Origin of the sequence: Gracilibacillus sp. D59, assembly GCF_052246695.1 — a bacterium.
Classification (GTDB): Bacteria; Bacillota; Bacilli; order Bacillales; family Amphibacillaceae; genus Gracilibacillus.
In genome coordinates this window covers 45,749-65,646 of sequence record NZ_JBQQCK010000001.1, presented here as the reverse complement: position 1 = coordinate 65,646, position 19,898 = coordinate 45,749, and the positions used below count along the sequence as shown (strand labels likewise).

General features: G+C 36.1%; 33 protein-coding genes and 1 pseudogene. 32 read left to right on the top strand and 2 right to left on the bottom strand.

The genetic code is table 11. The features are described from left to right. The 15 genes from ACTWP4_RS00430 (at nucleotide 1) to ACTWP4_RS00360 (ending at nucleotide 8,196) form a co-directional block, all read left to right on the top strand. Complete coding sequence (locus tag ACTWP4_RS00430) at nucleotides 1-273, top strand: hypothetical protein (protein WP_443126785.1); 273 nt, start codon at nucleotides 1-3, stop codon at nucleotides 271-273. Nucleotides 274-312: 39 nt separating this feature from the next. Next, nucleotides 313-510, top strand: coding sequence for a hypothetical protein (locus ACTWP4_RS00425; protein WP_443126784.1), 198 nt, complete (start codon nucleotides 313-315; stop codon nucleotides 508-510). A 75-nt stretch (nucleotides 511-585) separates the two neighbouring features. After that, the gene (locus tag ACTWP4_RS00420; RefSeq protein WP_443126783.1) at nucleotides 586-837 is read left to right on the top strand and encodes a hypothetical protein; all 252 of its coding nucleotides are present in this window, start codon (nucleotides 586-588) and stop codon (nucleotides 835-837) included. A 101-nt stretch (nucleotides 838-938) separates the two neighbouring features. Next, nucleotides 939-1,184, top strand: coding sequence for a hypothetical protein (locus ACTWP4_RS00415; protein ID WP_443126782.1), 246 nt, complete (start codon nucleotides 939-941; stop codon nucleotides 1,182-1,184). Nucleotides 1,185-1,199: 15 nt separating this feature from the next. After that, nucleotides 1,200-1,385 (top strand): hypothetical protein, encoded by a 186-nt coding sequence (locus tag ACTWP4_RS00410; RefSeq protein ID WP_443126781.1) that lies wholly within the window; start codon nucleotides 1,200-1,202, stop codon nucleotides 1,383-1,385. Between the two features lies 1 nt (nucleotide 1,386). Further along, the gene (locus ACTWP4_RS00405) at nucleotides 1,387-2,895 is read left to right on the top strand and encodes an AAA family ATPase (protein WP_443126780.1); all 1,509 of its coding nucleotides are present in this window, start codon (nucleotides 1,387-1,389) and stop codon (nucleotides 2,893-2,895) included. Continuing rightward, the gene (locus ACTWP4_RS00400) at nucleotides 2,895-3,194 is read left to right on the top strand and encodes a hypothetical protein (protein ID WP_443126779.1); all 300 of its coding nucleotides are present in this window, start codon (nucleotides 2,895-2,897) and stop codon (nucleotides 3,192-3,194) included. Before ACTWP4_RS00405 ends, ACTWP4_RS00400 begins: the two co-directional genes overlap by 1 nt. Further along, the gene (locus ACTWP4_RS00395) at nucleotides 3,191-3,352 is read left to right on the top strand and encodes a DUF6906 family protein (RefSeq protein ID WP_443126778.1); all 162 of its coding nucleotides are present in this window, start codon (nucleotides 3,191-3,193) and stop codon (nucleotides 3,350-3,352) included. Before ACTWP4_RS00400 ends, ACTWP4_RS00395 begins: the two co-directional genes overlap by 4 nt. Before the next feature lies 1 nt (nucleotide 3,353). After that, nucleotides 3,354-3,566 (top strand): hypothetical protein, encoded by a 213-nt coding sequence (locus tag ACTWP4_RS00390; protein ID WP_443126777.1) that lies wholly within the window; start codon nucleotides 3,354-3,356, stop codon nucleotides 3,564-3,566. Between the two features lie 13 nt (nucleotides 3,567-3,579). Continuing rightward, nucleotides 3,580-4,476 (top strand): RecT family recombinase, encoded by an 897-nt coding sequence (locus ACTWP4_RS00385; protein WP_443126776.1) that lies wholly within the window; start codon nucleotides 3,580-3,582, stop codon nucleotides 4,474-4,476. Nucleotides 4,477-4,604: 128 nt separating this feature from the next. Continuing rightward, a complete protein-coding gene (locus tag ACTWP4_RS00380) occupies nucleotides 4,605-5,075 on the top strand; it encodes a YopX family protein (protein ID WP_443126775.1) in 471 nt (156 codons plus the stop codon). Then, nucleotides 5,072-5,815: an MBL fold metallo-hydrolase gene (locus ACTWP4_RS00375; RefSeq protein WP_443126774.1), complete on the top strand. Its 744-nt coding sequence runs from the start codon at nucleotides 5,072-5,074 to the stop codon at nucleotides 5,813-5,815. The genes ACTWP4_RS00380 and ACTWP4_RS00375 overlap by 4 nt, the downstream gene beginning before the upstream one ends. Next, entirely contained in the window at nucleotides 5,812-6,150 is a 339-nt protein-coding gene (locus ACTWP4_RS00370) for a hypothetical protein (RefSeq protein ID WP_443126773.1), read from the top strand. The genes ACTWP4_RS00375 and ACTWP4_RS00370 overlap by 4 nt, the downstream gene beginning before the upstream one ends. 14 nt (nucleotides 6,151-6,164) lie before the next feature. Continuing rightward, nucleotides 6,165-6,941, top strand: coding sequence for a replication protein (locus tag ACTWP4_RS00365; RefSeq protein WP_443126772.1), 777 nt, complete (start codon nucleotides 6,165-6,167; stop codon nucleotides 6,939-6,941). Beyond that, nucleotides 6,919-8,196, top strand: coding sequence for a replicative DNA helicase (locus tag ACTWP4_RS00360; protein ID WP_443126771.1), 1,278 nt, complete (start codon nucleotides 6,919-6,921; stop codon nucleotides 8,194-8,196). The genes ACTWP4_RS00365 and ACTWP4_RS00360 overlap by 23 nt, the downstream gene beginning before the upstream one ends. A gap of 34 nt (nucleotides 8,197-8,230) precedes the next feature. On the opposite strand, the gene ACTWP4_RS00355 is transcribed toward ACTWP4_RS00360, so the two are convergent. After that, nucleotides 8,231-8,791 (bottom strand): CBO0543 family protein, encoded by a 561-nt coding sequence (locus tag ACTWP4_RS00355; protein WP_443126770.1) that lies wholly within the window; start codon nucleotides 8,789-8,791, stop codon nucleotides 8,231-8,233. A 275-nt stretch (nucleotides 8,792-9,066) separates the two neighbouring features. On the opposite strand from ACTWP4_RS00355, the gene ACTWP4_RS00350 reads away from it, so the two are divergent. From ACTWP4_RS00350 to ACTWP4_RS00315, 8 genes and pseudogenes are all read left to right on the top strand, one after another. After that, entirely contained in the window at nucleotides 9,067-9,480 is a 414-nt protein-coding gene (locus tag ACTWP4_RS00350) for a hypothetical protein (RefSeq protein WP_443126769.1), read from the top strand. A 125-nt stretch (nucleotides 9,481-9,605) separates the two neighbouring features. Then, a complete protein-coding gene (locus ACTWP4_RS00345) occupies nucleotides 9,606-10,088 on the top strand; it encodes a hypothetical protein (protein ID WP_443126768.1) in 483 nt (160 codons plus the stop codon). A 60-nt stretch (nucleotides 10,089-10,148) separates the two neighbouring features. Further along, on the top strand, nucleotides 10,149-10,544 hold the full coding sequence (locus ACTWP4_RS00340) for a hypothetical protein (protein WP_443126767.1): 396 nt from the start codon (nucleotides 10,149-10,151) through the stop codon (nucleotides 10,542-10,544). Between the two features lie 356 nt (nucleotides 10,545-10,900). Continuing rightward, the gene (locus ACTWP4_RS00335) at nucleotides 10,901-11,047 is read left to right on the top strand and encodes a hypothetical protein (RefSeq protein WP_443126766.1); all 147 of its coding nucleotides are present in this window, start codon (nucleotides 10,901-10,903) and stop codon (nucleotides 11,045-11,047) included. Continuing rightward, complete coding sequence (locus ACTWP4_RS00330) at nucleotides 11,037-11,348, top strand: hypothetical protein (RefSeq protein WP_443126765.1); 312 nt, start codon at nucleotides 11,037-11,039, stop codon at nucleotides 11,346-11,348. Before ACTWP4_RS00335 ends, ACTWP4_RS00330 begins: the two co-directional genes overlap by 11 nt. After that, nucleotides 11,348-11,716 carry an HNH endonuclease gene (locus ACTWP4_RS00325; protein ID WP_443126764.1) on the top strand — a complete coding sequence of 123 codons (369 nt, stop codon included), beginning with the start codon at nucleotides 11,348-11,350 and terminating at the stop codon, nucleotides 11,714-11,716. The genes ACTWP4_RS00330 and ACTWP4_RS00325 overlap by 1 nt, the downstream gene beginning before the upstream one ends. Before the next feature lie 119 nt (nucleotides 11,717-11,835). Beyond that, nucleotides 11,836-12,363, top strand: a complete 528-nt coding sequence (locus tag ACTWP4_RS00320; protein WP_443126763.1) for a phage terminase small subunit-related protein — start codon at nucleotides 11,836-11,838, stop codon at nucleotides 12,361-12,363. Next, a pseudogene (locus tag ACTWP4_RS00315) lies at nucleotides 12,360-14,083 on the top strand (terminase large subunit). The gene ACTWP4_RS00320 and the pseudogene ACTWP4_RS00315 overlap by 4 nt, the downstream one beginning before the upstream one ends. A gap of 33 nt (nucleotides 14,084-14,116) precedes the next feature. Here ACTWP4_RS00315 and ACTWP4_RS00310 read toward each other — a convergent pair. Further along, the gene (locus ACTWP4_RS00310; RefSeq protein WP_443126762.1) at nucleotides 14,117-14,287 is read right to left on the bottom strand and encodes a hypothetical protein; all 171 of its coding nucleotides are present in this window, start codon (nucleotides 14,285-14,287) and stop codon (nucleotides 14,117-14,119) included. A 60-nt stretch (nucleotides 14,288-14,347) separates the two neighbouring features. Here ACTWP4_RS00310 and ACTWP4_RS00305 point away from each other — a divergent pair, with 60 nt between their 5' ends. The 9 genes from ACTWP4_RS00305 to ACTWP4_RS00265 are packed head-to-tail and all read left to right on the top strand — an operon-like array spanning nucleotide 14,348 to nucleotide 19,897. After that, a complete protein-coding gene (locus ACTWP4_RS00305) occupies nucleotides 14,348-15,556 on the top strand; it encodes a phage portal protein (protein WP_443126761.1) in 1,209 nt (402 codons plus the stop codon). Then, nucleotides 15,525-16,097: an HK97 family phage prohead protease gene (locus ACTWP4_RS00300; protein ID WP_443126760.1), complete on the top strand. Its 573-nt coding sequence runs from the start codon at nucleotides 15,525-15,527 to the stop codon at nucleotides 16,095-16,097. The genes ACTWP4_RS00305 and ACTWP4_RS00300 overlap by 32 nt, the downstream gene beginning before the upstream one ends. Beyond that, the gene (locus ACTWP4_RS00295; RefSeq protein ID WP_443126759.1) at nucleotides 16,094-17,464 is read left to right on the top strand and encodes a phage major capsid protein; all 1,371 of its coding nucleotides are present in this window, start codon (nucleotides 16,094-16,096) and stop codon (nucleotides 17,462-17,464) included. Before ACTWP4_RS00300 ends, ACTWP4_RS00295 begins: the two co-directional genes overlap by 4 nt. Continuing rightward, nucleotides 17,451-17,723, top strand: coding sequence for an Ig-like domain-containing protein (locus tag ACTWP4_RS00290; RefSeq protein WP_443127342.1), 273 nt, complete (start codon nucleotides 17,451-17,453; stop codon nucleotides 17,721-17,723). Before ACTWP4_RS00295 ends, ACTWP4_RS00290 begins: the two co-directional genes overlap by 14 nt. 12 nt (nucleotides 17,724-17,735) lie before the next feature. Then, a complete protein-coding gene (locus ACTWP4_RS00285) occupies nucleotides 17,736-18,017 on the top strand; it encodes a head-tail connector protein (protein WP_443126758.1) in 282 nt (93 codons plus the stop codon). Nucleotides 18,018-18,033: 16 nt separating this feature from the next. Beyond that, nucleotides 18,034-18,321: a hypothetical protein gene (locus tag ACTWP4_RS00280; protein WP_443127341.1), complete on the top strand. Its 288-nt coding sequence runs from the start codon at nucleotides 18,034-18,036 to the stop codon at nucleotides 18,319-18,321. Beyond that, on the top strand, nucleotides 18,311-18,643 hold the full coding sequence (locus tag ACTWP4_RS00275) for a hypothetical protein (protein WP_443126757.1): 333 nt from the start codon (nucleotides 18,311-18,313) through the stop codon (nucleotides 18,641-18,643). The genes ACTWP4_RS00280 and ACTWP4_RS00275 overlap by 11 nt, the downstream gene beginning before the upstream one ends. Beyond that, nucleotides 18,636-19,016 (top strand): HK97-gp10 family putative phage morphogenesis protein, encoded by a 381-nt coding sequence (locus ACTWP4_RS00270; protein WP_443126756.1) that lies wholly within the window; start codon nucleotides 18,636-18,638, stop codon nucleotides 19,014-19,016. The genes ACTWP4_RS00275 and ACTWP4_RS00270 overlap by 8 nt, the downstream gene beginning before the upstream one ends. Before the next feature lie 5 nt (nucleotides 19,017-19,021). Further along, on the top strand, nucleotides 19,022-19,897 hold the full coding sequence (locus ACTWP4_RS00265) for an Ig-like domain-containing protein (RefSeq protein ID WP_443126755.1): 876 nt from the start codon (nucleotides 19,022-19,024) through the stop codon (nucleotides 19,895-19,897). Nucleotide 19,898: the final 1 nt, after the last annotated feature.

The window sequence follows — 19,898 nt, the reverse complement described above, 5'->3', positions numbered from 1 at the left end:
ATGCTTCCTTCAGGAAAAGTGTCGATAGACATTGACGAAAAAGCAATGAAAGAATGCATTGAACAAGAAATAAGCAAGCAAGTACATCAACAACTTTTGTTAGTAGATATCAAAAAAATTTCCGAATTAACTTGTATGTCACAAAGGTTTTTAGAAGAGGAAATTTTACATGATCTTCGGATTAGAATTCATGAACGCAGGAAAAATCGTAAACGCTGGTGGGTTGCACAACCAACTTTTCAAGCGATAGAAGAAATTGTATCAGAGTGGTAAATAAAAAAGCGTGGGTAGACGCTGGGAGGGGAGAAAAATATGTCAAGTAAAGATTGGAAAAAGCTGGCTAACCAGACTAGAGAATCACTCAAACGATCAGATGAGTGGGTGATTAAAAACTATTCCGATTTACCTGATGAAGTGAAAGACGTACTTGCTGCAGGAAAGAATGCACTGATGGATGAGATAGATTTGTGTGAAAGATATGCCAAATGGGACGCTGAAAAAGCCAAATAGGCTTTCTCTTTTTACCAATTGTGCAAAATTTGATGAACGACTTTAGTCATAAAACAGGAAGGGGTGAATAGCAGAATGGCAGCTATCGGAAGAATGGTTGATGTTATTGGTCGATTCAATCGCATTAAGTATTACAGTATCGATAATCAAGAGAAGGTTGAAAGCTTAGAAAGAATGATAACGGACCTTGAAGAAGCTTTCGAAATACCTGTTAACGATTCATACGCTCTGAAGGAATTTAAGAAGAATAATGATTTTCTTTACAACATTTATATGGAAATCAAGGAAGAAAGAGAGATGACTCTAGATGCAATGGTTACTTATTAGTTTTGTAGTAATTGCTTTAATAACAGGATTAATTAATTTGTGGTTTGGGGTAAATGCTGGTCGGGTTGCAGAAATACAAAAACAGGATTGGGGTGAGTGATTTGCCATTCACTGATCATTTCAAAAAAGAGGACAAGCAGAAGGCTTTAGTTTATGTCAAAGAAATGGAGCAGAATGAAGAACTATACAAACATTACAGAAACAAAGGTGAATTCGATAAAGCAGAAATGCACCAGGCACATGTGATGCGGTTATTGGGTGAATTACGAATCATGAACCTGCAGCACAAGTCCAATGAACAAATGCTAAGTGATCATGCAATGCAGACTAGGTACAACTGGTACTGAAAGGAGGTGAGTTAATTGGAATTAGGTTTAGCTGCAGTAATTAGAACCAAACAAATATCAGGTGAATTCATTGAGGGAAAGGTAAACACTTGGTTAGAAGAAAATCCGGATATCGAAGTGATTGACATTAAATTTTCAGCGAGTGCTACTCACGAAGATTGGGCAACAGATGTATTAATTATCTATAGAAAGGAGAATTAAATTGCAAATCAAATTCAAAGAACTAACACTGCAGAATTTTAAAAGCCACCAGGATCTCAAGGTTAACTTTGGCGAGGTAACTAAGATCACTGGTGACAACGCTCAAGGAAAAACATCAATCCTTGAAGCTATTATATGGACATTATACGGCATAGATACATTTGGTAGCAAGTTGGATCCGGCACCAGTAACTTATGAAGCTGATGAAACTCAGGTCCAATTACTTTTAGAAATCGATGGAAAAGAAACATCGCTAGGCCGTGAACTCAAAAAAGGCAAGACAAAATACTTAATTAATGAAGTACCTAGTAAAGCTACTGAATTCAATGAAATTCTTGATCAATTATTTGATAAGGACCTTTTCTTGTCACTGTTCAACCCCAATTACTTTTTCACAATGCACTGGGAAAAGCAACGTGAAATGGTTCTGGATTATGTAACGGCACCGGCTAACAAAGAAGTGTTCAAAGCTTTACCTGAAGCACAAGGAACAAAGTTAGCTGAGCTTGCAAAAAAACATACGATTGAGGATCTGCAAAAGATTCATCGAGATCAAAAAAATAAATTGGACAAGAAATATATTGCAGCTCAAAGTCGTACCAAGACTTTAAAAGAACAATTCGAGGACCAGGCACCAAAAGTACCACAAGAATCATTGCAAGTTGAGTTATCACAATTAGTTAAACAGCGAAATGAAATTGAACAGTCTATTGAACCTATTCAAGAAGCTAATGGTCGTATCAACGTTCTAAATAGTCAGATCAGAGATTTAATGACACAACGAGATCGAATGAAGGACCAGTTTCCTCAGCTGAAGAATGAGCCTATTCAAGATACTTGTCGAGTATGTAAACAACCTTTGAAGGATGAAGCAGTCAAAGAGGTTGAGGAAGAAAAAGAAAATCGTATTACACAATTCAAAGCAGAGTACAACCAAATAGTCGTGAAGAGAAAAGAACTTGAGGAAGAATTAGCAGGATTAGAATACATCGATGTAACTGAACAAATAGAAAAGGCAAGGGCGCTTCAAGAAAAGATCAACCCGATTGAAGCTGAACTGAATAAGTACAAGCAGTTAGAAATGTTCCAGCAACAAATCGAACAAGCTGAGAAAGATGAAAAGGCAACACTCGAATCACTAAACGAATCCATTTTTATCATTGATAGCATTAAAGAATTTCACTCTAAAGAAGCTGAATTGCAAGCCGAAAAGGTGCAGTCGTTCTTTGAAAATCTATCAATCAAGTTATTCAAGAAACAGAAAAACGGTGATATCAAACCAACATTTGAAATCCAAATGGACGGAAAGGATTATAGCAAGCTATCACTCTCAGAATCTATAAGAGCTGGTCTTGAATTGCGTGAAGTGCTGTCAGATCAGAGCGACATTGCAGCGCCAGTATTTGTTGATAATGCCGAATCGATCACCAAGTTTAAAGAACCAAGCGGTCAGTTGATTATGGCCAAAGTAGTTGCTGGTGAAGAACTAAAAATAGAGGGGGATAAATAATGAATCAACGAAAAGTTTTAGAAGAAGTTGCCAAGTTAGTTAAAGCAAAAGAAAAAGTGCAAGAAAACATAAACCGGATTGAGAATGGCACCGCTAAAGATATTTGTAGTATCTCAACAACGGATTCTAGGTTCCGAGATGATTATCGCTTTTTTGGTCCAAATGATCACTGGGCAAATAATGAACGTTTCTACAACAAGATAAAGTACCTGATCTTAGCTGAAATGAAAGAAACTCTGGATGAAATCAATGCTGAAATTGATAAAAGGGTTGCTTTTAAGGATAGTCCTGAATCATGAAGCATGGTCGTCGTCCAACACGCAGACACAAAGAAATCTTAGCAGCTAAAAACCTAAATCCAAAGAACTGGCTAATCGTGAAAAACCTTGATGATCGGTTAGAGGTTGTTCACAAGGAAACTGGTAACACCAAAACTATTAATCTAGGAGGTAACTAAATTGATCAAAGAAAAAATTGAAGCTAATAAAGCTGAAAAATTAAAGAAAAAGGCAGCGTTTTTCCGAGCACAACAGGCAGGTGTAGCTCGTGAAATTGCACTTAATAATGGTGGAACAGGTGAACTAAGAATGCCACTTTCACAAAAGGAATACAACCTCAAAAAGGCACGTCGTAAGCAAGCCAAATTAAGCCGTAGAGCAAATAGAAAATAGGAGGAATGTAATCATGGCAAACAATCAATTACCAACATTAACACCAGAAATTTCAGAAGCATTTAAACCAGAAGTACTAAAAGTAATTAGAAATTCTATTGCACCAACTGCGAATGATCAGGAGTTTCTACTGTTTGCACATAAAGCAGCATCATATGGGTTGGATCCATTTAAAAATGAAATATTTTTTATCAAATATGGAAACACGGCACGTATTCAATTTGCTGCTGAAGCTTATTTATCAAAAGCACGCGAAAAAGAAGGTTTCCAACCACCAGACACGCAAATGGTTCATGAAAATGATGAATTTAAGATTGCTATGAATAAAGAAACAAAGGAAATGGAAGTTGTTCAACATGAGGTTGGATTCCCTCGAGGGAAAATAATAGGCGCCTACTCAATTGCATACCGTGATGGACATCGACCAGTAACAGTCATCATGGACATTGATGAAGTTTCTCATATGTTTACTGGACAAAATAAGGACAACTGGAAGAAATGGACTGCAGATATGTTTGGTAAGCATGTACAACAACGTGCTTTGAAAAAACAATATGGTCTTGAGTTTGATGATGAAACTATCACTAATGATGATGGAGTTCCTGAATATGAACCAAAACAACGAAAAGACATCACACCAAATCAAGAGGTTATCGATCAATCAGATCAGCAACCAGAAGAACCAAAACAAGAAGATAAGGTTACTGCTCTTAGAAAAGAAATGACAAAGAAATTCAAGGAGTTAGGATTTACAACTAAAGCAGCTATTAACAAATATATTAAAGACAACAACGTGACATTGAGCAACCCTCCAACTGAATCTGAATTAATCGGATTGATCGAATTGTTGGATATGAACCTTGATATGAAAGAAGCAGAAGAGGCTTCTGATGATGAGTTACCTGAATAAGCAGCTTCCAAAAGTTATTGTTTATGCACGACAGGATGATTGCAAACTGTGTGGGGACGAGTTAAATACCCACACAGATCATTATTACAAGGATTTGAGAATTTGTATTAAGTGCAAGGAGGGGTTGGATGAACAGAGAAATTAAGTTTAGGGCCTGGGATAACGTTAGAAAGGAATGGATTACAGATTGCGATGTAATCATGACTGGTCAAGGGTGTTTCTTTGCAGGAGATGTAGACAATCCACCACTTATTCCATTATCAAGAAAAGAAGTGGTATTTTACACAGGCTTAAAAGACAAGAACGGAACAGAGATTTATGAAGGGGATATTGTTAAGCAAACATACGAGAAAACCATTTCAGCAGACTATGATCCTGTTTCATACGGATACATTGATTCAGAAGAAATATCTGGTCATCACATCGGAGAAGTTGTAATAACAGCTACTAAAGGCGCTTGTATTAAAAATGCTATACACCATTCTGATGATGAAGATAAAACAGAAAAAACAAAATTATACAAACAGATAGCAGGTTATCGAAGTGAAATCATTGGATCAGTTTACGAAAATCCCGATTTACTGGAGGAACCATTATGAAAGTAGATATTTTAGCTTCTGGATCCAAAGGGAATTGTATCGCTCTTACTGCAGGTGAATCTACTATTCTAGTTGATGCTGGCATAGCAAAGACTAAGATTGAAAAAGCATTGTTGAATGTTGGTATTACACCAAATAAAATCCAATCCATATTTATCACACATGCTCATAAAGACCATACAAAAGGCTTACCTTTAGCAAATAAATTCAAGATACCTGTTTATGCCGGTGATGATGAATGGAAGTCAATTAAGGATATTGATGAAGAAATTCAATATAAATTAAGGCCTAACAATGATGTTTATATTCATGACTATCAAGTTAAAGTTTTTTCTACTCATCATGATGCGTTTTGTCCAGTAGGTTATTCCTTTCACTTTGAAGGTTTTAAGGTATCTATTTGCTTAGACACTGGCAAAGTTGATCATGAAATGTTAGAAGCTATGAAAGACTCAGATATTTACATCATTGAATCAAATCACTCTATACCTATGGTAGAAGCTTCAGACTATCCAAATAGTGTAAAGGCGAGGATCTTATCAGATGTTGGCCATTTATGTAATACGCAAACTGCATTCGCTTTATCAAAATTAATCCAAGGCAAAGGTGAAAGGATTTATTTAACACACCTTAGTAGTAATAACAATATCCCTGCATTAGCAAAGATGGCAACTAAGAGAGCATTAAAAAAACGCGGTTTTAAAGAAAACAAACATTATCGATTAGAGGTGATCGAATGAACCCAGTCAAAGTACCAAAAGAAGTCGCTGAAGCATTTTCATATCACGAACAACAATTTAGAAACATGCCAAAAGCAACATTACATTTCGTTTTAATGGGAATTCCATTTTCCGTTGTTCATGGACAAGCTCTGGTCTTAAAGCAATACGCAAATTCGCATCCTACTCAGTATTTACAAGCGGTATTACATGGATATGTTTATAAGCTTGATACCAAACAAGAGCTAGCAAATATGATTGAGGAATGGCTAAATACACCATATGAAGGAACTAGCAGGGAAGAAGTACAAATGCTTGCAGATAAAATAGTGAATCACTTTCAAAAACAAACGTGAACGGATGATTGATCATGGCAAGTCCACAACTTAAAAAAGGATATACAAGGATTGCCAATGAGTTATTGGATCAAATCGTAAAGATTAGCTTAAATGGGACTCAATTCCGATTGGTTATCACTATATGGAGGCTAACATATGGGATCAAAGGTAAGAAGGCCAATGAAATATCTACAAGCTATTTTTCCGAAAAAACTGGTGCAAGCAGAAGTCAGGTTGAAAGGGAATTAAAAACATTGATTGATAGAAATATAGTTAAAGTATTATCAATCGGCAAGAAAGGAGCGAGAGTCTTGCAGGTCAACAAAAATTATGAGCAATGGGACAAACAGGATCCGGCAAAAGAGCCGGTTCCTGAATCTAGAAAGAAAGCATCTAATGTTAAGCCAAAGTACGACGAAGAAAACACCTATTACAAGATGGCCACCTACTTTTATAAACGAGTCCAGAAAGTTGCTGAAGAGGCAGGTATTGCTCATTTAACTAAAAAGGCTAACATGCAAACCTGGGCAGATGACATGCGCAAGTTAGTTGAGATAGATGAAGTGGACAAAAGAAAAGCTAAAGAGGTTATGGATTGGGTTTCAGAAGATCCTTTTTGGCGAACCAACATTTTATCTGCTAAAAAGCTACGGCAAAAGTTTATTGATTTAGCTATAAGGATGAATGCCGAAACAAATCCAAAAACTAAGCAGAAACCACAGCCGAAAGATAGCCGTGATAAAGAAATAGCTTTCCAAAAATTTATTCAAGAAGGCGGTGATCCAAATGACTTCAACTGGAACGATTGAAAACTTATCTGCAGAACAATCTGTATTAGGAGCAGTGTTCTTGGATCCGAATGTATTAGATGACATTTCATTCTTAGAAGAACGAGACTTTGTGGATCCGAAGCACCAGGAAATCTACAAAGTTATGAAATACCTAGATAAACATAATAAGCCAATTGATATTGTCACTGTTACAGATCTATACCTACAGCATCAAAAACAAGAACAGTTAAGCATTTCATACCTGACAAAATTAGCTGAATCCTGTCCAACGACTGCCAATGTGGAACATCATGCTGATATTGTTCGTTCAAAAGCAGTAAGAAGACGCGGTGCAAATCTTGGTCATGAAATATCTGAATTGTCTCGAGAAGACTTTGAAACGGATGAAGATTATTATGCTGCAGTAGAAGCCAAGATTGCTGATCTAAGACCGAAAGAAAATGGCAGAATGAGAAGTTTGAAGGAAACCCGATATGAGTATTTCAACCATCTTGTCACGAAAAAGGTTGAGTATATTCCGACTCATTTTCCTAAGTTTGATTCTTGGTGTCACGGTCTTTGGAGAGGTTGGTTATTTGTATCTGCAGGAAGACCTTCAGTTGGTAAAACAGCCAAGCTATTACAACGAGTAATGGGAGTAGCAATGACAGGTCCGGTATTGATTTTTTCGCAAGAAATGGACAATGATCAACTGAAGGATAGGATGATATCTAATTATACAGGTATCCCATATAACCGCATCAAAAATAAAGAAATGAATGCACATCAATATGCTGAAGTGGAGAATGCTTATAACGCATTACAAGACTTGCCTATTTTTATTCAAGATAGCGCAGGTGTCACTATTGAAGAGGTAAGAGCAACTGCTAAACGATATCAAAGGAAATATGGCGATTTAGCGATGGTAGCCGTTGATTACCTGCAGATCATGAATATTCCTCAGAAGAAAAGCGAAACAAGATCTCAAGCTATAGGAAATGTTACGAAAGCAGCTAAGCAGATTGCTCGTGAAATGAATTGTTGCTTTATGATGCTTAGTCAAATGACACGTGACAGTGAGAATTTTAAAAAACCTCAGCTTTCTCACTTAAAAGAATCAGGGGCAATTGAGCAAGATGCTGACGTTGTAGAATTCCTTTGGCACGATCCTAACGACAGGGAGCAACAAGGAAAGGTTATTCAACAATTTATAGCTAAAGGTCGTGATATTGGGATTAATGAATTTCGATTGCTTTTCAGAGGATGGAAACAGCACTTTGAAGAGTTGAATTAATAGGATTGCTAAAAGCAATCCCAATGTAAAATCATTACTGAGATTTAATATAAGGTGCATAATTACTTAATCTACTAGCCCAGTGACCAATAAAATAAAGAAGAAAATAAATTGGAAAAGAATAATATTCCGACCAATGTATATTGGTATAAAAATCAAAGTACTTAAAAATGTTACCACCTACGAAAGCAGATAGAAAAGAAAAAACAAAAGCTTTTATTGTTGGTGAAAAATGAGGTTTATACTGAATGAGTCCCATGATTATTACTGGAATAAGTGTAAAATCCCATGGTGCAAATGCTGGTATCCATGGAAAAAGTTCATAATTATAAAGCCATAGTCCGAATTGAACACCGATAAAATCTAAAAATGATGAAATTAACATCATAATAAAACCAACAAAAAGTGATCTGTTACGACTTTCTTTTTTACTGAAAACAAACCAAAGTATCCATGGTAAAAACGTAAGAATAATTAAAATCCACCAATGAGGTGTGAATAATACCTCTTCAATCCAAATTGACATTTTACTTTTTTGCAGTTCTTCAAGCTGCTCGTGTATATGAAAATTGCTTTCTAAATAGTTGTTTTTCATATTGTGATAACTCCGATTTTTTTATTAATATTTTAAATAATTTTATCATTAGCATTTTATTACAATTAGCATTATCCATACAAAGGAATTATATTACGAATAAATCTGAAATTTATCGGATATTGCTGATATTCTTAATTATTGGAAGGTGATTCAAAATTAGATATGTAGGAATTGATCCAGCATCCAAAACAGGATTTGTCGCACTTGATGAACAAGGACAAGTTCTAAGAGCGAAAGAATTAACTGGCATTGGTGATATAGATCCTAAAAGAATGACAAGCCTCATCTACGATTTAATGTTGCATATTCAAAAGGATGACGTTATCTGTATTGAAGGATTCCCTTTTGCTACTCAAAAAGCTATGTTTGCCGGTGGTATACATCATGGAATTAGAAATGAATTATTCAAGCGTGGTTTTAAATATTACGAAGTCGCACCAAGTGCAGTTAAGAAATTTGTCAATGAAACTGGATGGACAGGTGAACCAGGTAATAAGAGAAGGTTAAAAGGCAAGGAAAAGAAATTAGCAGTTATGGCAGCAGTTAAAGAGCACTTTGGTTTTGAACATCCAAGCGATAACGTGGTAGATGCTTACATTATGGCTAGAATAGCATTAGCAGCTAAAAAGGGAACAGTGCAACATGCTTATCAAGCAGACGTTTTAACTAAAGTAAAACTAGCATAGCTGAAATATTTAAAATAAGACGTTCTGAGAGGTTTTTAGATTGATAGCTATAAAGGACACCAAATAGACCTTTGGAACGCCACGGTGATTAAAATAAACAATAAATATTAGGAGGTTTGACTACTATGTCAAATAAAGTAGAATTAAACATTTTGTTCAAAAAGATTCAAAAAGACGATAAAAAAGAAGTTTTAGAATTTCATGTACAAGGTGATGAATTACCACATTCTCAAGAGTTAGTGAATATGGCCGGAGGAATTGCCGTACTTAAGGTGGATAACAGTGAAGTGGAAGAGTTTCCTGCAGAGTTCAAATCCATCCAACGTGATAGCAAGAAAACAACTTTAAAGTTCAACATCAAAGGTGACACAGAAGAGAAGATCATTAAGCTTTATCCTTTTGCTGGTAGAAGCGTATCATTATTCTTAGAACCATCACAAATGAGCATAGAGGAATTTGAAGAAGGTGAACCGCATGAGGGTATTGGATATTCAGTAAATCAAGATGGTACTGCAGAAGTTCCAGAAGGACAATTAAGTGCTGATGATATCCCAACTGGTGAACCTGATGATGTGAACTTTGATTATCCTGATTTGTTAGATCAATAGAATTAAAGCCCTGCCTTATGTAGGGCTCTTTTATAGCATAACTAAGGCAGGTGAACATAAATGTTCGAGTGGCTGAAAGATTACCAGAAGATAGAAGAAGAAATTATATACTTAGAGTTTGAATTAAAACGAAATAAGAAAGAGCTTGGAAGGTGGATAAATGGAGATCTTAGTGATGTGAAGCTTACCGAAAAATCTAAAGCAGCTAAATTAGAAGAAATCATTGCTGGTATTGAATACGAACTAGCGCATAAGATGAATGATTTGTATGATGCTAAACAACTAATAGGTAAATTTAAAGGGCTTGAAAATCAGATTCTGTACGGGAAATATGTTGAAGGAAAAACATTGACGGTGATTGCTTACGATTTAGGATATACTCCTGGACACATTTATAACATACATGCTCAAATAATGAAAAAGATCGATTTCGCACTTCATGTAAACTTAACTTAACATTATGCGATAGAAACTATTGAAAAAAACATTTATAGTAATAGTATAGAATTTTGACAAAGTCGATTGAGCTCATTGCTTGGTCGGCTTTTTATTATGAAATTATATAAGAATGTTTGTTTGTACCCTAATCCGAGTACACCTTTGCTATACCCTAATTAGAGTACAGTGCTGTACTCTACGTAGAGTACAGTGCTATACCCTAGTTAGAGTACAGCTGAACGAGTTTCTTCATATAATGCAAAAAAGCGAAAGATAACTATAAAGAAAACATTAAAGATAACTACTAGCAAAAAGTAATTTGCTAGGTAAGTAAATGATCTTATTTATTAAATAAAAGAAGGTGATGATATGAGATGAAAATAGCAAATCGTTCAAAGGATGATCAAAAGAAGCAGCTGAAGAAAATGGACAAGATTAGTGAAAGAGATCTAAAAGAATTGATGGGTATCAATCGTGATACTTATAAAAAAGTAAATGGAGGAGAAGATAATGATAGTTAAAACACGTAAAAGTGCACAAGGTACTGAGTATTGGGATACGGAAGAGAAACGTACTAGATTTGTACCAAAAGGGAAGAAGCCGAACTTTGAAGTGACGGAGGAAACAAAAGCAATGTTATCTGAGAAAAAGTATTTAGGTGAATTTGTAAAATCAAATGCAGAAATCAATCTTGATGAAATGAATAAAGAACATCTGCTTTCATTTGCTGAAAAAAATAACATTGATATTCCTGGTAATGTGTCAAAAGAAGAAACTATCCGTAAGCATATTGAGGAATCATTAACTGCAGATGATGAGTAATGCGCTATTGTGGGGAACAAGGTTGTAAGAAGTTAATATCTTCAGGTAGATACTGTGAGGATCACAAGCGTAAGAAAAAGCGATCGAACAATTACAAACACAGTAACAAATCATTGTATAATTCTTCAGCTTGGAAACAAGTAGCTGATTATGTTTATGAACGTGATCGAGGTTGTTGCCAGAGATGTGATAAGTTCGTGTTTGGTAAACAAGCACATAAACATCATATCATTCCAGTTAAGATAAGACCTGATTTAAAGTTAGATCCAGATAATATTAAATTGTTATGCAACAAATGTCATCCGATTGAGGAAGAGGAAACGATGCAAAAGTATGAGAACAAAGATACCTTTGATTGGAAGCTATAGCCCCCCCTGTCAAAATAAATGATGTGACCAATCGGGGAGATAGGTAGGGGGGATGCAAACGCGCACCTCAAATTAAATTTTGGAATTTTTGCAGTACTACAAACAAGGAGGTGAATAGGTTGCCAAGGAAAAGAAATCCAAAACGAGATCAAGCATTTGAAATCTATAAAAATCATAGCGGAGCTATTACCAATCGTGAAATTGCTAATGAATTAGATATTCCAGAAAAAACTATTTCAGCTTGGAAAAGTCGCGATAAATGGTTAGATAAAATTGGTGGTAAAGTTTGTAGTACTACAAAAAAGAAACGTAGTACTGCAAAAAGAACTAAAAGTGTAAGAACTACTAAAAAGGAACAAGTTATAGATGCATTGGTTGAAGCTGGTACCTATTCACCGGCTCTTGATTTATTAATAGAGATTTACTTAGATTGCTATGAAGAGTACTTGGAAGATAGATCAGAGAAATTGCGTAAAGAGTTAGCGAAGTATCTTGGCCAACTTGGTCTTGATGGAAAGAACAAAGAACTTATCAAGAAAAATGGTAAGCTGTTGGCCAAGGGTGATGAAGAGAAAAAAGAAGAAAAGGATCCAGAACCTGCCCAAAATAATAAACTATTGCAATTCAGGCAGAGGATGCAAAGATGATTGATTTTGAAACAAACTATGCAGACATATTTGCTGAACAAGTAGAAGCCAATCCGAAACTTTATCCTGATACAGTTAAACTAGCTATTAAACGTTATCGAAAATGGCAAAAACGAAAGGATATTTGGTTTGATATTGAAAAAGCGAATGCAATGCTTTATTTTACAGAAACATTTATTAAGCATGCCAAAGGTAAATGGGCAGGGCAACCTTTAATATTGGAACCTTGGCAACGATTCTTTTTCGCTAATATCTATGGTTGGCAAAAATATAATGCAGATGGCAAAGCGGTCCGCGTAATACGAACTGCCTATATGCAGGTACCTAAGAAAAATGGAAAAACAATAATGGGTGGATCCCCGGTTATTTATGGGATGTATGGTGAAGGTGTTAAAGGTGCTGAATGTTACATATCAGCAAACACTTTCGAACAAGCACAGAACGCAGCTGGTCCACTTGCATTAACCATTGAAAATAGTCCAGATCTTAGACCAGGCACACGGATCTACAGGGGGAAAGAAGATACAGTTCGATCTGTGAAATATACTTTTGTTGAAGATGCTATTAAGTTTGCCAATACACTAAATGTGTTAACAAGAGATAATGCAGGTAATGAAGGGAAAAACCCTTATATAAACTATTTCGATGAAGTCCATGCTCAAATGGACCGAGAGCAGTTTGATAACTTGCGGTCAGCGCAGATTGCTCAAGATGAGCCATTAAATATTGTTACTTCTACTGCAGGTAAACAGAGTGGATCCTTGGGTGCACAGATATATGCTTATGCAAAAGAAGTTATTAAGAATGACAATGATGATGCTTGGTTTGGTATGATCTATGAACCTAATAAAAAGTTTGATTGGGAAGATCGTAAAGTTTGGATGATGGTTAACCCTAACATGGGTGTTTCCGTTAACATGGATTTTCTAGAGACTGCTTTTAAAGAGGCAAATCAAAATAGTTTCAATAAGGCAGAGTTCATGTCCAAACATTTAGATGTTTTCGTGAACTATGCTGAAACCTATTTTGAAAAAGATCAATTAGATAAAATGCTTGTTGATGATCTTGGTGACATAATAGGGGAGACAGCGGTTATTGGAGTAGACTTATCCAGGAGAACAGATTTAACATGTATCTCGATTAACATTCCCACTTTTAATGAAGAAGGAGAACCGATTTTAAAAGTAAAACAAAAATACTTCATACCGGAGTTTGGAATCGAGGAAAAAGAGCAACAGCGGAATGTACCATATCGGGCATTAGCTGAAGCAGGATTTGTAACACTTTGTCCTGGTAAGACAGTTGATGAAGACCTGGTTAGTGAATATGTGGAATGGGCATTTGAAAACTTTAACCTGGTTCAAATAAATTATGATCCAGCTCTCGCTGAAAAGTTAGTGGAACGTTGGGAAATGCTAGGTATTCAATGTGTGGAAGTACCACAATACCCAACACACATGAATGAGATGAGCCATTTGATGATTTTGAGGTTTTATTATTATCAGGAAGAGTAGTGACGGATAACCCACTACTCATTTTTTGTGCTTCAAATGCGAAGGTGATAACCAATATTAATAATCTAAAAACACCTAGTAAGCGAAAGTCACCAGAACACATTGATGGATTTGTAGCATGTTTGATTGGTCATAAAGAAACATTGAATATGATGGGTGAGAGTACAGAGGGAATGGATGAATTGATTAGTGATATTTATAGGTGAAAAACTCCCCATCAATAAGACAGGGAGTTATTGTTACCGTTGGATATTTCTGAATCCATCTCTGATTCTAACAATGGTATCATAATAAAGTTGGCTAAGCTCCTCTGGAGTTTTACCAGATAAATCTTGATTTTTTAGATAAAGCATTGCTAAAGCTTCACTTCTATTGCTTGGAAAAGTATCTAGAGTTACATCATTTGACACATTAACACCTCCCTCCAATAGGGATATTATACCAGAAATTATTCGAAAGGTGGTGATCAATTGGGATTACGTGATCGGTTTTCAAATTTTGTATACAGACAAATAGAAAAACGTGGATGGGTAGAGGACATTTATTCAAGTTCGATTAGATACGGTGGTAGATATGTAACAAATGAAAACATCTTAGAATCTAGTGATGTATATCAGCTATTGCAGGATATATCCAATCAAATGATGTTGGCTGATATCGTTGTGGAGGATAAGGATGGAAATGATATAAGAGAGTCACCGGCTCTGGACATACTTAAAAACCCAAATAGCTATCTAACACAATCTGAATTTATAAAGCTCTTGACAAACACCTACTTGCTCCAGGGGGAAGTATTTCCGTTTTTGAATAACCAAGAAATGCATATATTGAGCAACGTGTATTATGAACTGGATTCTAAACTCGTCGAGCATTTTAAAGTAAATGGCACCACTATACCAGGATCTATGGTAAGACATATTAAAAATATCGGAACTAACCATTTGAAAGGTGTAGGATTATTAGAACTTGGAAGAAATACATTAGAAGGTGTCATGAACGCTGAAAAAGTGTTAACAGACAAATACGTCAAAGGTGGATTCTTGGCATTTCTCTTAAAGTTAGATGCACATATCAACCCACAGAACGGTGCTCAATCAAAATTAATAAACGCAATATTGAACCAATTAGAATCAATTGACGAGTCCAGGACTGTTAAACTCATTCCACTTGGAAAAGGTTACTCGATAGACACTATGAAAAGTCCAATCGAGGATGAAAAGATACTAAACTTCCTAAATGTATACAAAAAAGATTTAGGAAAGTTTTTAAATATTAACATCGATACTTATATGGCTTTAGTTAAAACAGATTTAGAAAAAGCCATGATGTATTTGCACAATAAAGCAACTAAACCAATAATGAAAAACTTCGAAGACCATTTGAGTCTTCTTTTTTTCGGCAAAAATTCGGACAAGAGAATTAAATTCAAGATTAATATTCTTGATTTTGTTTCATATAGCACAAAAACAAATATTGCTTATAACCTTGTACGAACTATGGTATTTGCTCCTGATGATGCAAGGGATATGTTGGGCAAAGACCGCTTAGGAACTCCTGAAGCTACTAAACTTTATATCTCTAAAGATTTGATAGCCGGTGAAGATTTAACTAAAGCAACTGACGATAGCTTGAAGGGAGGTGATGGAAATGAAGAACAAAAGGGAGACGCGGATAGTTGACATCGCCAAACTTAAAACTAGAGCAGAAGAGGGGGAGTCACCTAAAATCACAGGTTATGCAGCTGTGTTTAATTCGAAAACTACCATTGGTGACTTTTTCGAAGAAATCATTGAACCAGGTGCTTTCTCACAAGCATTATCTGAAAACAATGATGTTAGAGCTTTGTTTAATCACAATTGGGATAATGTCTTAGGCAGGTCCAAGAGTGGAACTTTAAGTTTGGAAGAGGATGATCGAGGTTTAAAGTTTGAAATTGAATTGCCTAATACATCTCTTGGTAGAGACTTAGCTGAAAGTATGGAACGTGGTGATATAAACCAATGTTCCTTTGGTTTCTTCGCAACTGAAGAAACATGGGATTATTCGGTTGAGCCTGCTTTAAGAACTATCCATGAAGTTGAATTGTTCGAAATAAGTATTGTAAGTATTCCAGCTTATGATGATACTGAAGCAGCTTTGGTAAGAAGTAAAGAAATAGATGAAAAAGTAGAAAAAAGAATCAAGTTAATAAATAAAATTAAGGGAGTGCTTGAAGAATGAATAAAAAAATGTTACTTGCTATGCAAAAACGAAATAAAAAACGTTTAAAGGAATTACGTTCTAAAATCGAAAAAGGTGAAGTGCGTGAGGAAGAATTAGAAGCGGTTGAAACCGAGGTTGATGAACTAACTGAAGAAGCGCAAGAAATTGCAGATGCTTTAGAAAATGTGGAAGATGATGGTGAAGGTGACGAAGCTGGCGATGATGATGGTGAAGAAGACAACGATAATGAAGAAGATGATGAGGGAGAAGAAGACGAAGGTGACGAGGAAGAAGAGGACGGTGATGATGGAGAAGGTGAAGGAGAAAAACGTTCCGGAATTAAGCCAGAACAACGTGATAAAGTCATGACTGCTATTGGAAAAGGTCTTTCCACTCGTGGTCATAAATCCTCCAAAACAAAAGAGAAAGAGATCCGTTCTGCATTTGCTAAATTCGTTGTTGGTCAAATAGATGAAACAGAAGCTCGTTCATTAGGTATTATCACCGGTAATGGTTCTGTAACTGTTCCAGAGGTTATTGCTTCTGAAATTATCACTTATGCACAAGAGGAGAACTTACTACGTAAATATGGTTCTCGTCATAAAACTAAAGGTGATGTAAAGTATCCAGTATTAGTTAAGAAAGCTGATGCTAACGTTAATAAGGATGAACGTACTACTGAGATTGTGGAAACTGGCATAGAGTTTGATGAAATTCTATTGGATCCGGCTGAATTCGATGCACTTGCAACTGTTACTAAAAAGTTGCTTAAAATGTCTGGTGCTCCAATTGAACAAATCGTTATCGATGAGCTGAAAAAAGCTTATGTACGTAAAGAAACAAATTACATGTTCAAGGGTAACGATGTAGGGAATGAAAACCCTGGTGCATTAGAGAAAAAAGCTGTTGCTTACTATGAATCAACAACTATAGATCCAGCTGCAGTCGATTCACAAAAACTTTATCAAGAACTTGTTAAATTGAAAGGGCAACCTGTAACCGAAGTACTTAAAAAATCAATGTGGATTATCAACCGTGCTGCTTTGACTACCTTGGAAGGAATGACTGATACTACTGGTAAGCCTTTATTGCATGAAGTGTCCGACGGTGTAGGATATAAGTTACTAGGCCATAAAGTAGACTTTACGGATGCAGCAGATGCAGCTGATCCAACAGTACCTGTTTTCTACTTTGGTGATATTAAAACATTCCACATTCAAGATGTAATTGGTGCAATGGAGATCCAAAAGCTTATTGAAAAATATGCAGGTACAAATAAAGTAGGCTTCCAGATTTACAACTTACTAGATGGTCAATTAGTCTACAGTCCATTTGAACCTTCTGTTTATCGTTACCAAGTAGGACAAGCGGATCCTACACCCTGATAACCCCGTAACGGTAACTGTAACGCCTGAATCGGCTTCGGTTGCAGCAGGGGCAACTCAACAATTAACAGCTAGTGTGACAAATGCGACTGATACAAGCGTAACCTGGTCATCAAGTGATGAAACTGTAGCAACAGTGGACAGTACTGGTTTAGTAACTGTATTGGCAGGTGCTACTTCTGGTCAAACAGCTACAATTACCGCAACTTCTGTAGAGGATAATACTAAGTCTGATACGTCTGTCATTACAGTAGCTTAGGAGTGATTGACAATGGCGTTAACTGATGCTGAGTATCTAGAAAAATTAAAGGGTCATATTCATTGGGAGGAGGGCATGGATACAACCATGCTCCCTTTTTATATTACAAGAGCTAAAAAATACGTACAAAATGCTTTAGGAAAAGAAGATGAATGGCTTGTAATAATGGTTGCAGGTATTTTTTATGATTATCGTGTATCTGAAAAAGAGTTAGAACAAGCTTTAGATGCACTTACTCCATTCTTTGTCCAGGAGGGGTATTCGGAAATTGAAACGACAGACGAATCAACTTAAATGGAATGCTGAATTAATGAAGATTGGTGAAACCATTGATCCGGAAACGGACAGAGTAATTACAGATTATTTATTCCACCGAAAAATTAAATACAAAAATATCGGTATAACTGCAGCTGATAAATTTACTTTTAAAGATGCACAAGAAATCATGAAAAAGATTGAAGTTCGTATTGATCGAGTAGTAGAGAACAACCAGGACGATTACCGAGTGAAAATTGGTGGGCGGATCTATGACATTGAGCGTATATATGTCCGGGAAGAAGACCGGGTTATGGAGGTGTCATTATCTTATGCAGATTAGCTTTCAACAATTAAGATCCATCATGAAAGAATCTGGAATTATTGCTTATCGTGATAGTGAGCCTAGTGATGTTGACTACCCCTATATTGTCTATGAATTTGTGAATGAGACGCATAAACGATCCTCATCTCAGGTAATTAAATCTATGCCTTTATATCAGATAGCTGTCATTACAAATGGAACTGAAACCGCTTATGAACCATTAAAGGATGTGTTCAATAAATATGGTGTTTCTTATAGCCAATTTGAAGGTTTTCCTTATGACGAGAACGATGCCACCATAACACAATTTATCACCAATGTGAGGTGTGTGAATGGCTAAAAATAATAACGGATTTGCGGATGCCTTAAAAGAAGTTAATACACTTTTGAAAGTTAATAAAGAAGTAGAATTAGATATTTTGGAAGAAGCTGCAGAGTATTTTGCAGAGAAATTAAAGCCGAGGATTCCAAAAACAGATGCAAGAGGAAAACACCTTCGAGATGCGTTAAAAGTTGTCGTGAAAAAAGACCGTGTCTCCGTTGAATTTGAAGAGTGGGCTTTCTATTGGCACATGGTAGATAAGGGTCATAAAAAAGCAAATGGAAAAGGACGAGTAAAAGGTAAACACTTTGTTCAAAACACTTTTGATGGTGAAGGTGACAAAATCAATGACATTATGGCCAACAAAATTATAAAGAAAATGGGAGGATGATTTGAATGACAAAAGCACAAGAATTGCTATATTTAGTAACGATTGAGTCGTTGTATTTATGTTTTATGACTGGTGGTAAAGACACCAAAGACGCTATTCCAACATATGACACACAAGTTTATAACTTTGACAATATTGTGGAATTAGGAATAGCGGGTAACCCAACGAATGTGGTTAAGTGGGCATCCGGCAAAATGTTTGTCAATGCTTCCAAAAACACACAATTCACTCTAAGTTTGACACATGTTGCATTGCCACAGGAAGTTAAAGACAAAATTGACGGTGTAACGCCGAATAAAGGTATTGCTTTTGAAACATCTGAGGTAAAAGAGTATCCAATGTTTGCTATGGGCTTCACTGCTAGACTTTCTGATGGTTCACGTATTGCTCGTTGGTATCCACGTGTTCAAAAATCACCTGCAGAAGAAACCTTTGCAACTTCGACAGATGAACAAGAAGTACGAGATGTATCAGCATCATTTCTGGCTACACCACTATTGTTTAATAGTGTTACAGAAGCCAATTTTTCAGAAGTACGTGATAGTGCAACAGGAGTTACAGCTGATGACTTTATGAAACAGGTTGTTGCTGATGAGTCACAAATAGCAACGCTTTTTCCAGGTAGCGGAGTAGCTGTAACTGTAGATCCAACAACTGCGAGTGTCGCAGCAGGAGGCACGCAACAATTAACTGCAACAGTAACAGGAGCAACGGACACAAGTGTTACTTGGTCATCAAGTGATGAATTAATAGCTACAGTAGATGCAAATGGTCTAGTAACAGTGGATGCTTCAGCAACAACAGGTGAAACTGTTACGATTACAGCTACAAGTGTGGAAGATGGAACAAAAACAGCTACAGCAACAATTACAGTAGCCTAAG